Source organism: Bradyrhizobium sp. CCBAU 45384 (assembly GCF_028128665.1).
GTDB lineage: Bacteria > Pseudomonadota > Alphaproteobacteria > Rhizobiales > Xanthobacteraceae > Bradyrhizobium > Bradyrhizobium manausense.
The window spans coordinates 206,081-218,779 of sequence record NZ_LBIZ01000118.1; the positions used below are offsets into that span (position 1 = coordinate 206,081).

At 65.3% G+C, this 12,699-nt stretch carries 13 protein-coding genes; 6 read left to right on the top strand and 7 right to left on the bottom strand.

The features are described from left to right. Positions 1-65: 65 nt before the first annotated feature. The 4 genes from XH80_RS34780 to XH80_RS34795 all read right to left on the bottom strand — a co-directional run bounded on the left by XH80_RS34780 (position 66) and on the right by XH80_RS34795 (position 4,548). A complete protein-coding gene (locus XH80_RS34780) occupies positions 66-1,634 on the bottom strand; it encodes a DUF4403 family protein (protein WP_271602506.1) in 1,569 nt (522 codons plus the stop codon). 113 nt (positions 1,635-1,747) lie between these two features. Continuing rightward, entirely contained in the window at positions 1,748-2,593 is an 846-nt protein-coding gene (locus XH80_RS34785; protein ID WP_271602507.1) for an SMP-30/gluconolactonase/LRE family protein, read from the bottom strand. Between the two features lie 64 nt (positions 2,594-2,657). Next, complete coding sequence (locus XH80_RS34790) at positions 2,658-3,296, bottom strand: Vgb family protein (protein WP_271602508.1); 639 nt, start codon at positions 3,294-3,296, stop codon at positions 2,658-2,660. 31 nt (positions 3,297-3,327) lie between these two features. Continuing rightward, positions 3,328-4,548, bottom strand: coding sequence for a helix-turn-helix domain-containing protein (locus tag XH80_RS34795; protein ID WP_271602509.1), 1,221 nt, complete (start codon positions 4,546-4,548; stop codon positions 3,328-3,330). 99 nt (positions 4,549-4,647) lie between these two features. On the opposite strand from XH80_RS34795, the gene XH80_RS34800 reads away from it, so the two are divergent. Next, entirely contained in the window at positions 4,648-5,433 is a 786-nt protein-coding gene (locus XH80_RS34800; protein WP_271602510.1) for a DUF899 domain-containing protein, read from the top strand. After that, the gene (locus XH80_RS34805) at positions 5,430-5,705 is read left to right on the top strand and encodes a hypothetical protein (RefSeq protein WP_271602511.1); all 276 of its coding nucleotides are present in this window, start codon (positions 5,430-5,432) and stop codon (positions 5,703-5,705) included. Before XH80_RS34800 ends, XH80_RS34805 begins: the two co-directional genes overlap by 4 nt. Before the next feature lie 53 nt (positions 5,706-5,758). Here XH80_RS34805 and XH80_RS34810 read toward each other — a convergent pair whose 3' ends face one another. Both XH80_RS34810 and XH80_RS34815 read right to left on the bottom strand, forming a co-directional pair. Next, positions 5,759-6,265 carry a GNAT family N-acetyltransferase gene (locus tag XH80_RS34810; RefSeq protein ID WP_271602512.1) on the bottom strand — a complete coding sequence of 169 codons (507 nt, stop codon included), beginning with the start codon at positions 6,263-6,265 and terminating at the stop codon, positions 5,759-5,761. A 91-nt stretch (positions 6,266-6,356) separates the two neighbouring features. Further along, the gene (locus XH80_RS34815; RefSeq protein WP_271602513.1) at positions 6,357-7,061 is read right to left on the bottom strand and encodes a L,D-transpeptidase; all 705 of its coding nucleotides are present in this window, start codon (positions 7,059-7,061) and stop codon (positions 6,357-6,359) included. 274 nt (positions 7,062-7,335) lie between these two features. Here XH80_RS34815 and XH80_RS34820 point away from each other — a divergent pair, with 274 nt between their 5' ends. The 3 genes from XH80_RS34820 (at position 7,336) to XH80_RS34830 (ending at position 9,904) form a co-directional block, all read left to right on the top strand. Then, positions 7,336-8,388 carry a glycosyltransferase family 4 protein gene (locus tag XH80_RS34820; protein ID WP_271602514.1) on the top strand — a complete coding sequence of 351 codons (1,053 nt, stop codon included), beginning with the start codon at positions 7,336-7,338 and terminating at the stop codon, positions 8,386-8,388. A gap of 33 nt (positions 8,389-8,421) precedes the next feature. Next, entirely contained in the window at positions 8,422-9,111 is a 690-nt protein-coding gene (locus tag XH80_RS34825) for a class I SAM-dependent methyltransferase (protein WP_271602515.1), read from the top strand. A 133-nt stretch (positions 9,112-9,244) separates the two neighbouring features. Beyond that, the gene (locus tag XH80_RS34830) at positions 9,245-9,904 is read left to right on the top strand and encodes a hypothetical protein (protein ID WP_271602516.1); all 660 of its coding nucleotides are present in this window, start codon (positions 9,245-9,247) and stop codon (positions 9,902-9,904) included. A 178-nt stretch (positions 9,905-10,082) separates the two neighbouring features. On the opposite strand, the gene XH80_RS34835 is transcribed toward XH80_RS34830, so the two are convergent. Next, positions 10,083-11,747, bottom strand: a complete 1,665-nt coding sequence (locus tag XH80_RS34835) for an aminotransferase class III-fold pyridoxal phosphate-dependent enzyme (protein ID WP_271602517.1) — start codon at positions 11,745-11,747, stop codon at positions 10,083-10,085. Positions 11,748-11,782: 35 nt separating this feature from the next. Between XH80_RS34835 and asd the strand changes: the two genes are divergently transcribed. Next, complete coding sequence (asd, locus tag XH80_RS34840; RefSeq protein WP_271602518.1) at positions 11,783-12,646, top strand: archaetidylserine decarboxylase; 864 nt, start codon at positions 11,783-11,785, stop codon at positions 12,644-12,646. Positions 12,647-12,699 lie beyond the last annotated feature (53 nt).

The window sequence follows — 12,699 nt, forward strand, 5'->3', positions numbered from 1 at the left end:
GCAGGGGGGCGCGCAGGCCGCGCAACAAGTCAAATGCGATAGCCCTGACGGTGAGCGGGGGCACGCTACATTCCTGACAGCTTCGTCACATAGACGTTCAGCGTCCCGCCGGCTTCCGCGACCACGCGCAGCGTCCTGGAATCGAAGGCGATGTCGGTCAGCGTGAGGCTGTCGATTTTGGCGTCGATCCTGAGGCCGTCCTCGCTCTTCTGGTAGTCGGCGATGGCGGCTGCGATCTTCTCGCGCGCATTGGCGGCGATCGGCTTCAGGTCGAGCGTCGCTTTCTGCACCAGCGCCTGCTGCATCTGCGGCACCACCGCGCGGGCCGCGGCGCCGAGCAGGCCGAAGGCCGCCTCGGATTCCACCGCGAGCTGGATGTCGGCAAGCCGCAGCGTCTGCTGCGCCTGGTCGAGCATCGGCCGGCCCCAGATGTGCACGGTGGCCTCGGCACCCAGGCCGAGCCAGCTCTTCTTCTCCTTGGCGCGCACCAACAGCGAGATCAGCAGGCGATCGCCTGAGGGGATCACGTTGACGCTCTTCACCGTGACGTCGACCGGACCGGAGCCGTCCTCGGGATAGGTGTGGCCGACCATTTGCGCCGCGATCAGCTTGTTGATCTCGGTGAAGGGCACGTCGATGGGAACGCCGATGTTCACGCCGGTGCCGGTCGGCGGCACGATCGAGATCTTGTCGGGGAAGGGGCAGTCCGGCTTGGTCTGCGCCGAGGTCACGCGCGTCTCGGCCTCGAGGCCGAGCAGCAGGGTCACGGCCTGCGCGTCGACGCGCGGCTGCGCCGCAATGGCGCGGGTCGGCTTCATCTCGAGCCAGAGCGGCGGCAGTGCCGCCGAGGAGCCGGTGCCCTGCAGCGGGATCGAGCGGCAGGCCTTGGCCCATTGCACCCTGGCATTGTCGCGCAGGGCAGGATCGTTGCGGATGCGCTCGGCGACGACGTTGAGCTGCTCGCCGACGGTCTTGTCGATCAGCGGCTTGACCTGCGCCGGCACGTTGACCTTGGCGCCGGCGACGTTGACGTTGGTGTCGCCGAGATTGACCTGCGCGCCCAAATTCGGCTCGAGGTGCCAGGCGGCCGCGAGCTTGGGGCGCGAGGTGACGACCACGCTGCCCCTGATCTCGGCGCTGGCATTCAAATTCTTGATGTTGACGGCGCCGATCCGTTTCGCCGCGTCGCCGCCGAGCACGCTGCCCAGGGCATCGCCGAGCGCGCCGGTGGCCTTTGCCGACAGCGACCCTGTTACGTTCAGCTTGCCGGTGATCGGTGTCGACAGCGTCAGCACATCCTTGTCGCCGGTCGCCGACATTGGCCCGCGGGCGGCGCTCCAGCCGATATCGGCGTTCTCCAGGATCTGCGAGATCGGGTTCTCGGCCTTGCCGGCGAAATTGCGCGGCGAGGCCTTCTCGGCCTGGTCGCGGATCGCCGACAGCGCGATCGCGACGGGTGCCACCACGATCGAGCTCTTCGCGGCCGGCGGCAGCGGCGGCAATTGTGCGATCGGCGGCGCCGAATTGACCGCGCGCGGCGAAAGCCAGTCCATCGCCTTCAGGCTGATGAAAAACGACGCCGCCAGCACCGCAACAGCGATCAGCACGGTCTTCAAATTCAACGTCAGACGCATCGATCCCCCAGGCCGCCCAACGGGGATTTTACAGGGCGGGCGAGGAGGGCGCTAGAGCGCACCGGTGGGGTGGAATTGCGGCAAAAGGGGTTAACGGAAGCGCCGGCTGTGTCTCAGGGGTAGCCCGCGCCAGGCGCATCCACCGTGACGGCGTCGATCCGCGCGGAGGACTTGCCGCGCCGCAGGTCCTCATGCGAGGTCGCGGCGCTGATGCAGAACAAGGTTCGCCGGTCGGGGCCTCCGAGCGCGCAAGCAATGGCGCGGCGGCCGGGGACAGTGATGCGCCGCAGTTCCTGCCCGCCGGCGTCGATCCGGATGAAGGCATCCTCGGAATAGGCGGCAACCCAGACCGCGCCGTCTTGGTCGAGGCAGATGCCGTCCGGCTCCTTGCCGCAGGGCAGCCTGCGGCGGAAGGTGAGGCTGCCATCGGGCGCCATCTCGTAATCGGCGACGCATTCGCCATCCATCTCCGCGACGACGAGCCGGCGATGGTCGGGCGAGATCGCGATGCCATTGGGAAAGCGCAGTCCCTCAGCGACGACGCGCGTCGCGCCGTCCGGTGCGACCTGGATGATGCGCCCGTCGGCGCCGCGATCCGGCGGAGGCGGGAAGTTGAAGCCGAGATCACCGACATAGGCGCGCCCGAGCCCATCGACGATCATGTCGTCGATGACACCGGTCGCGACGCGCGACAGATCAGCATAAAGCGACAGCTTCTCGTCGGCGAAGACGAACAGGCGCTTGCGAAACATGGTCAGGACGATCAGCCTGCCATCGGGCAGGAAGCCGGTGCCGCACGGCATGTCGTCCTCGAACGTTGCGTGCGTTCTGCATTGGCCTGCGGTGTCGATGCTCAGCAGCGTCCGCGCCAGGCAGTCGACGAACCAGAGGCGGCCATCATGCCAGCGCGGGGCTTCGTAATATTTGCCGCCGTCGAGCAGCGTGGCCAGCGCGGTCATTGGTTTCTCCCGAAGGGCGGTGCCATATCTTTACACCGTGATCACGGGACCCGGCTATCGCGAGTTAGCTGCGCCGGGGGCGGCGGACCGCTCTCACCTTGCCGCTGTCGCCGCCGCCGCAGAACAGCTGGTCGCCGCCGTCGGATTCCAGCCCCGAGACCATCGTCCCTTCGGGCATATCGAGCTGCTCGAGCACCTTGCCCGTATCAGGATCGATCCGCCTGAGGTCGCTGTCATCGCCTTCCCAGGTGCCATGCCAGAGCTCGCCGTCGACCCAGGTCACGCCGGTGACGAAGCGCTTGCTCTCGATGGTGCGGAGGATCTTTCCCGTTTCAGGATCGACCTGATGGATCTTGCGCTCGCGATATTGCCCGACCCAGAGCGAGCCTTCAGCCCAGGCCAGCCCGGAATCGCCGCCACCGCCCGGTGCGGGAATCGTGCTGACGATCGCGCCGCTCGCCGCGTCGATCTTCTGGATGCGATCCTCCGCGATCTGGAACAGGTGACGGCCATCGAACGCCGTGCCCGCATGTGCGGCGACGTCGATCGAGCGCGAGATCTCGCCGCTCGCGGGATCGAGGGCGTTCACCTTGTCGCCGGACGCGAACCAGACCTGGCTGCCGTCATAGGTGACGCCGTGCACGGACTTGACGTTCGAAAAAGGCCCGTACTCGCGGATGATCTCGGCGGCTGATCGTTTCATGGTGTGGTCCCTGTGCGGCGATCAATGAATTCTACGCTTTCAAGAGCGGCGAGGGGAGTAACAAGCCTGTCGGGAAACCCGGGACCGGCGGGGTCATCCAGCGCCGTGCCCTGCCATGGCCGAACGACTGCACCTTGTTCGATCGCGCCAGCTCCTCGAGCGCCCGCTGCACGGTGCGTGCGCTCATACGAAGCGCGAGCGCGAGCGCCGAGCTCGACCATGGCTCGCCATCGGCAAGAATGGCAAGGACGGCGGCGTGCTTCTCCTCGACCGGGCGCGCCAGCACGATGACGTCGCGGGTCTTTCGCGGCGCCAGCTCGAAGCCCTGTTTTGTGGCGCTGATCTCGGCCAGCGGCTTGAGCTGGGTGCGGAGCCGTCCGATCTCGACGCGCAAGCGCGCGCGGTGCGACTCGTCGGCGTGCCTCGCCTGGAACGCGCCCGAGATCAGCGCCTCGCGCGAGACATCTTCGGGCCATGCCTGCGCCAGCAGACGGGCGAGCGCGAACAGCACGGGCCGCGTTCCGAGCGGCACGGCAATGCCCTGCCTGCGCACGACATGATGAAAGGTGTCGACGACGAGCGCGGTCGAGGTCGCCAGGCGCTCGACCTCGCCGAGCAGCAGCGGGTGCTCGCTGCCGCGTGCGATCAGGCGCGCGGCCGGCGTCTTCAGAATGAGGCTTGCGCCGTCGACCTCGGCCACCAGCGCCGGGATGTTGGCCCGTCGCGCAGCGCGGGCCGCGAGGTCAAGCGCCGCGCGCGCCTCGTTCGATTTGAGCCGCCTGATGGCGATGCCGGCGACCACGAGCTCGCGCACGACCTGGGACGCAGGCGGCAGCGGGCAGGCGCGGATCTCGGCCAGCGTCCGCTCCGCCTCATCGATCCTCCCGAGCAGGAGCAGGCGGCGCGCCTCGATATGGCCGGCATGGGCAGCATTGGCGAGATCGCCGTGGCTTGCCAGCGTCGCCCGCGCCGCTGTGAGCGCCTTCGCCGGCCAGTTCAGGTCGCGCGAGACCAGCGCGATCTCGGCCTCCGCCACCACGCATCTGGCCCGCGCGACCGCCTCTCGCGGCCCGAAGGCGCGGGCGGCGCTGCGCAGCAGCGCCTTGGCTTTGGCGAGATCGCCGAGCTGAGCCATCGCGATGCCGCGCAGCGCCAGCGAGGGCGCATCGTTGCGCAATGCGACGCGGTTCAGCGCGCCGAGCGGATCGCCGGCCTCCAGCGCACGTGCGGCGGCCGTGATCAGCGACTCCATGAAAATCCCGCCACACTTGTTACTCCCACCGTGCGCACTTGCGGTGCGACAACTCCCGCACGGCCGACGATGTGCGGCGAGCGAGAGATTTGGAGAGCCATGATGACATCAGCCAACAAAGCAGCGACCAACGGACAGCCCGCCATGCTAACACCGCCAGTGGTCTCGCCGGAGGAGTGGGAAGCAGCCCGTCAGGTGCTGCTGGTGAAGGAGAAGGCACATACCCGCGCCCGCGACGCACTCGCCGCCGAACGCCGGCGCATGCCGTGGATGGAAGTGACCAAAACCTACGCATTCGAGACGCCATCGGGCAAGGCCAGTCTGCTCGATCTGTTCCAGGGCCGGAAGCAGCTGATCCTCTACCGGGCGTTCTTCGAGCCTGATGTGTTCGGCTGGCCCGACCATGCCTGCCGCGGCTGCTCCATGGTGGCCGACCAGGTCGCCCATGTCTCGCACCTGAACGCCCGCGACACCACGCTGGTGTTCGCCTCGCGGGCTCCGCAGGCGGATATCGCGCGGCTGAAGGCGCGGATGGGCTGGAACATTCCGTGGGTCACCATCACCGACAGTTTCGATGCCGATTTCGGCGTCGGCGAGTGGCACGGCACCAACGTGTTCTACCGCGACGGGAAGCGAATCTTCCGTACCTATCTGATCAAGAGTCGCGGCGACGAGCAGATGGGCGGCACCTGGAACTATCTCGACATCACCCCGCTCGGCCGCCAGGAGGTATGGGAGGATTCGCCTCCGGGCTATCCGCAGACGCCGACCTACAAATGGTGGAACTGGCACGACAGCTACGAGGCGGGTGCGGAGCCCGACAAGAAATGGGTCGAGGTCTCCGACGCCGGCGAGATCGCGCTCCGCACACCGGGTGCCCAATGAGCGACGTCCATCCCGGCAGCGCCAGGCGTGACGGCAGCGAGGCCGCATCCCAGCTTGCCCCATCCCATCTTGCTCGGTGGCTGGGCCTTGCGGCCACGCCGACCTTCGCGGCCATGGCGGTGCTGACGGCCGCCTTCAGTGGCGGCCCGGCGGACATGCTCTGCTCCGCCGGGCACGGGCTGTCGCTGGGCGGGATGGCGCCGATGTATCTCTTGATGAGCGCGTTCCATTCGGCGGCGTGGCTGCGGTTGCTCTCGGGGCGGCTGGCATAAGAGATCATCGGTGCGGATCGAAGACGGCCCTGGTCTCTCCTGGGCCGTCTTTGTTATTTGCCGCTTCCGTCGACGAATAATTCCATCAGGACTTCATCGAAATATCGGCCGTTCTGCTTCAACGCCTTCACCTCGCGGCCGTATTCGACGAAGCCGGCGGCCTTGTAGAGGCGTAACGCCGGTTCGTTCTGGCTCGCAACGGTCAGCTGGAGCTTTTCAACGTGCTTGGCGGCATGGGCAATCACCGTATCGACGAGACACCGGCCTACGCCGGCTCTTCCCGCCTGGTGTCGCACATACATGCCCCAGAGATCGGCCTTGTGCATGGTCTGGGGACCATCCTGCCGGTGGAAGCCGGCTATGCCGACGATCTCGCCGTCGATGAAGGCGCCGAACACGTCCGAACTGGTGAGACGTTCCTCGAACCAGGCGAGCGGCTTTTCCTGCTCGCGCGCGAAGGTGCTGGAGAAAGCCTCGGGATGCGCCTCCAGCGCTTCCAGCCTGATCGCACGGTAGAGAGCGGCATCAGCGGGTGTGAGCAGCCTGATCATGCGAGTCATGATATCCCACGACGAACCATGTGGCCTCAAACGAAAACGGCCCCGGTCTTGCCGGGGCCGCTTGCATTCTATTTTCTTCCAGGACCTCGCGTTACCTCAGCTCCGCGCGCCGCTCGGTCATCGGCAGCACGATCACCTTGGTGCCGACGTTGACGCGGGCGTAGAGGTCGGAGACGTCGTCATTGGTCAGGCGGATGCAGCCGGAGGAAACGTGCTTGCCGATCGTGTCGGGAGCGTTGGTGCCATGGATGCGGTAGACGGTGCCGCCGAGATACATGGCGCGGGCACCTAACGGGTTGCCGGGGCCGCCGGCCATGTGGCGCGGCAGATAAGGCTGGCGCTGGATCATTTCCGGCGGCGGGGTCCAGTCCGGCCACTCCGCCTTCTTGGTCACCGACTGCGTGCCGGACCAGGTGAAGCCGTCACGGCCGACGCCAATGCCGTAGCGGATCGCCTGGCCGTTACCGAGCACATAATAGAGATAGGTGTTGGGCGTATCGATGATGATGGTGCCTGGCGCTTCGCGCGTCGCATATGAAACGGTCTGGCGGCGGAAGCGGGCCGGCGTCTCGACGGCATCCTGGTTCTCTGATGGCGCGGCCTGGTAGGTCGGCGCAGAATAAGGCTGATAAGGCTGAAGCGGCTGTGGCGCAGTCATCACCGGCAGCGGCTGGAAGAACGGGAAGAGCTGCACGGGCGCGGCTTTTGCCGGGCCGGCACATGCGATTGCAGCAACGGCCACTGCACTGACGGCAACGGCGCGCGAATACGTCCTGAACGTGTCCAGATTGAACATTGGTCGCCCCTGTTTGCGTGGTGTTTCTTGGTCACCCCGGCACCGTTGCGGTGCTCCGTTGCTTAAGTTCCTAACGGAAACAAGTTTCGGGACGTTTGCGCGGAAAATCGAAAACGGTTTCATCGCGGCAAGGATTGTTTCATGACAGTTTCGTGGCCGCGAAGGTTCGTTAACGAACGAAACACTGGGCCGACATTTCTGTGACGTCACACGCCTGAAATATCCGTGGTTGATGGTCGATGCCTGAGAATCATCAAACTCTCGGGATTTCCCCATGCGGGTATTAATCGCGACCGACGCCTGGCATCCGCAGGTCAACGGTGTGGTCCGGACATTGACCTCGCTGGCTGCCGCCGCCAAGGCGCTCGATGTCGAGATCGACTTCCTGACGCCTGACGGCTTCAGGTCCTGGCCGCTGCCGACCTATCCGGGCATCCGCATTGCGTTGCCGAGCGGGAAAGAGATCGCGCGCCGGATCGAGAAGGCCGCCCCTGAAGCGCTGCACATCGCCACCGAAGGCCCGATCGGCTGGGCCGCACGGGCCTATTGCCGCCGCAACCGCCTCGCTTTCACGACGTCCTACACCACGCGCTTTCCGGAATATGTCTCGGTGCGAACCGGCATCCCCGATGCCGTCGGTTACGCCGTGTTGCGCCACTTCCACGATGCCGCCGCAATGACCATGGTGGCGACGCCGTCGCTGCGGCAGGAGCTTTCGGCGCGCGGCTTCAAGCGCCTCGGCTACTGGGGGCGCGGCGTCGACACCGAGCTGTTTCATCCTGATTCCCCGGCCGAGCTCGATCTGCCGCGCCCGATCTTCATGACCATGGGGCGCGTCGCGGTCGAAAAGAATCTCGAAGCCTTCCTCTCGCTCGATCTGCCCGGCACCAAGGTGGTCGTCGGCGACGGACCGCAGAAGGCCGCGCTGGAGAAGAAATATCCTGATGTGGTCTTCCTCGGCGAGAAGAAGGGCGCCGATCTCACCGCGCATCTCGCCGCCGCTGACGTGTTCGTGTTCCCGAGCCTCACCGATACGTTCGGCGTGGTGCAGCTCGAGGCGCTCGCCTGCGGCACGCCGGTTGCGGCATTCCCCGTGACGGGACCGAAGGACGTCATCTCCGATCATCCGATCGGCGCGATCGACCATGACCTGCGCGCCGCCTGCCTGCGCGCGCTCACCATGTCGCGCGAGACCTGCCGCGACTTCGCGCTGGAGCGCTCCTGGGAAAACAGCGCGCGCCAGTTCGTCGGCAATCTCACCTCACTTCAGCCCAGCCGCGCCTTGCGCGCTTCACCTCGCATGGCGCAGCGGCCGGTGCGCGGGTGATCCATATTTTGACCCAAAGCGAGAACCTCATCGATGGCTAAGATCATGAACCTTGACGGCACCCAGCAGCTCGACCTCACCCGTGGCTCGGTCGAGCAGGCCTATGACCGCTGGGCGCCCGTCTACGATCTCGTGTTCGGCGGCGTGTTCGCCAAGGGCCGCCAGGCCGCGATCGCAGCCACCAACAAGATCGGCGGCCGCGTGCTCGAGGTCGGCGTCGGCACCGGCATCTCGCTGCCGCTCTATGCCCCGCATCTGCGCATCTTCGGCACCGACATTTCGGACGCGATGCTCGACAAGGCCCGCCGCCGCGTTCGCGAAGGCAATCTCAAGAACGTCGAGGGCCTCGCGGTGATGGACGCCGAGAAGCTCGAATTCCCCGACAATTCCTTCGACGTCGTGATGGCGCAATATGTCGTCACCGCGGTGCCGAATCCGGAGACGGCGCTCGACGAATTCGCCCGCGTGCTGCGTCCGGGCGGCGAGCTGATCATCCTGACCCGTGTCAGCGCCGACACCGGCATGCGCCGTTTCATCGAGCAGAAGCTGCAGCCGGTGGTGCGTCCGCTCGGCTTCCGCACCGCCGAGTTCGCCTGGTCGCGCTACGCCAAATGGCTTGCCGGCGCCAAGGGCATGGAGCTCGCCGAGCGCCGCCTGATTGCGCCGCTCGGCCATTTCTCGTTGGTGCGCTTCCGCAAGGTCGACATCGCCAAGGCAGCTTGAGCAAGGCAGCACCGCTCGCGCGTTCTTTGCGTCATCGCGTCGCTGCACGTCGTCATATGACAAAACGATGATGTCACACGCCGTACATCGAATCTCTGTAAATCCTGAACCCGAAAGCATTTTGGGGAAGAGCATGATCAAGAACTATCTCGAGCAGCTGCGGATCCAGCGCTGGGACGACCATCGCTACTATCACCACAGCCGCATCAATCAGAGCCTGCACTTCGTCAGCGCGCTGAGCTTCCTCTTTGCCTACGTCTGGCTGTTCGTCGATCCCATGATCTCGGCGCTGGTCGGCTGGCTGGTCTCGATGACCTCGCGCCAGGCCGGCCACTTCTTCTTCGAGCCGCACACCTACGACCACATCAACCAGGCGACGCACGAGTACAAGGAGGAGATCAAGGTCGGCTACAACCTTCAGCGCAAGGTGGTGCTGATGGCGATCTGGGCGGCATCGCCGTTGGTGCTGGTCGTCGATCCCACGCTGTTCGGCCTGTTCACGCCGTGGGCGAATGCGAGCGACTTCGTCCGCCAGGTCGCCAAGATCTGGCTGGCAGTCGGCGGCGGCGGTCTTCTGTTCCGCACCGTGCATCTGTTCTTCATCCGCGATGTCGAGACTGGCCTCGTCTGGATGACCAAGATCCTGACCGATCCGTTCCATGACCTGATGCTGTATCGCAGAGCTCCGCTCGCCCTGATGCGCGGCGAGCTGATGGATCCCGGCCTGCACCTCAACCCCGAGCACACGCTGGGCTTCATCGACGAGCCCGTGCTCGAAGAGCAGCACGCCTGATACAGCCGTCGCCCAGAACACGAATGTCTATGGTTACGTCATGCCCGGGCTTGTCCCGGGCATCCACGTCTTGGAGCCGTTGCGCGGAAACACGTGGATGGCCGGGCATAGGCGAGCGGAAGCGACGCCGTCCTTCGGACGGCTGTGCCCGGCCATGACGAGGATGGATAATCCGACCTCAGCGCCCAAGACGCTTGGCCAGCATCTCTTTCAAGATCTGCCGCTTGATGGTCTTGTTGGTGAGTGCGCCGTCGTGCCACCAGAAGCCGTCCGCCTTCATCTTCTCGGCGGCGCGGACGAAGCGATCGGCGACTTCAGTGAAGTCGGCGTCGGTGTAGTTGAGGCTGAAGATCAGACGGCCGGTGCCGACCCAGCTCAACGCCAGGCCTTCGGCGCGCAGGTAATATTGCAGCATCCAATTGTAGCGGGACGGCGTGGTGTATTTCACTGTCCAGATCGAGGAGAAGTTGGCGAAGCGCACCGGCAGGTCGGCATCCTGCATCATCTGGTTGAGCTTGTTCACGCGCCCGTTCCAGGTCTCCTCCAGCCCGTCATAGACCGCGCGAAAATTCGGGCTGGCGAGCCGGCTCAGGAACTCGTCCATCGCCGTCATGACGTAGGGATGCGAGTTGAAGGTGCCGCGGGCGAAGCAGATGTCGGCGGGACGATCGTCGCGGAAGCGGCGCATCAGGTCCTTCTTGCCGCAGACCACGCCGACCGGCAGGCCGCCGGCGAGGCTCTTGCCGTAGGTCACCATGTCGGCCTTGATGCCGAAATATTCCTGGGCGCCGCCGGCGGCGAGCCGGAAGCCGACAAAGACCTCGTCGAAGATCAGCACGATGCCGCGCTGGTCGCAGACCTCGCGCAGCTTCTTCAGCCATTCGGTGTAGGCCGCGCGGTCGAAATTGCCGCCGCGCGAGGAATCGACCAGCGAGGAATCGCCGGGCGCGTTGCTGTTCGGATGCAGGCCCTGCAGCGGATTGACCAGCACGCAGGCAATGTCCTTGCGCGTCCTCAGCACGTGCAGGGTCTTCTCCGACATGTCGGCGAGGGTGTAGGTTTCGTGCGTGGGAAGCGGATTGCCGACGCCGGGCTGCACGTCGCCCCACCAGCCGTGATAGGCGCCGGCGAAACGAACCAGATGCGTGCGCTTGGTGTGGTAGCGCGCAAGGCGCACCGCCTGCATCACCGCTTCGGTGCCGGACATGTGGAACGAGACCTCGTCGAGGCCCGAGATCTGGCAGAGCCGCTGCACGTTGTCGAGGATGACGGGGTGGTAGGGACCGAGCACCGGACCGAGCGCATGCGCGCGCTTCTCGGAACCTTCGATGCACTCCTTGTAGAAGTCATTGCCGAAGATGTTGACTCCGTAGGACCCGGTGAGGTCGTAGAAGGTGTTACCGTCGACATCGGTGACGGTGACGCCGCTCGAGGACTCCATGAACGCCGAGGTGCCCAGGTGCTCGCGGACGAGGCGCGAGAACTGGAAGGGCACGCGGTAGCTTTCGGTGAAGTCGAGGTCGGAGATCGTCTCGGCCGCCGCCTTCGTCATGGCGCGACCCCTGGGGTAGCGATCGGCGTAGATGCGCGCCAGACGGAAGAAGGCGTCCTTGCGTTGCATCACCACATTGGCGGGCGCGCCGTCGCAGCCGAAATATTTGTCACCCTCGAACTCGTAGAACGGCAGCAGCTTGGCCACCCGACGCGACATCTTGGAGTGTCCGGCGAGCGAGCGGTGCTTGGCGCGGGACAACTCGACCCGCGCTTTGATCTTCGGGAGGACGGCGGCAGCAGACGCTGCGGCGGCCACGGACATCGAGAGAATCGGGAGTGTCGTTTCCATGACAACAAGCGCTAATACTGTGAGCTGACAGATTCATGACAGTCAAAGCCCTCATCGCCTCTTTCACCCAGCAGGAAGACCTCAACTTCCTGCTGACCAACCGCATCCCCCGCGCAGGCTTGACCCGCTTCATGGGCTGGTTCTCCAAGATCAGGAATCCGCTGGTGCGGGATTTTTCCATCGCGCTGTGGAAGCTGTTCTCTGATCTCGATCTGTCGGAAGCGCGCAAGACCCATTTCACCAGCCTGCACGACTGCTTTACGCGCGAGCTGAAGCCGGGCCTGCGTCCGTTCGATCCGGATCCCTCGGTCGTGGCCAGCCCCTCCGACGGCATCGTGGGCGCCCACGGCAAGATCGCCGATACCGAACTGTTCCAGGTCAAGGGCGCGCCCTATTCGCTGCTCGACCTGCTCGGCGATCCCGCAATGGTCGAGCAGCACCGCAACGGCAGCTTCGTCACGCTGCGGCTGACCTCGAGCATGTATCACCGCTTTCATGCGCCCTATGACGCGCATGTCGAGCGCGTCACGCTGATCCATGGTGACGTCTGGAACGTCAACCCGATCGCCTTGAAGCGGGTCGAGCGGCTGTTCTGCAAGAACGAGCGCGCGGTGATCCGCACGCATTTGTCGACCGGCGAGCCCGTGACGCTGGTGCCGGTGGCGGCGATCCTGGTCGCCAGCATCCGCTTGCACTTTCTCGACATGGTGCTGAACGCGCAGACCAGGGGACCGGTCAATTTTCCTTGCGACGTCAACGTCACCAAGGGCGAGGAGCTTGGCTGGTTCGAGCACGGCTCGACCATCATCATCCTCGCGCCGGGCGATTTTTCGTTCTGCGACGGAGTTGCGGAGGGCACGCGCATTCGTGCAGGTCAAGCGCTGCTGCGGCGGAACTAGTCTTCATTCCGCCGCGTCCTGCGTCTATATCGTCCAGGGGGACGAATAGACGA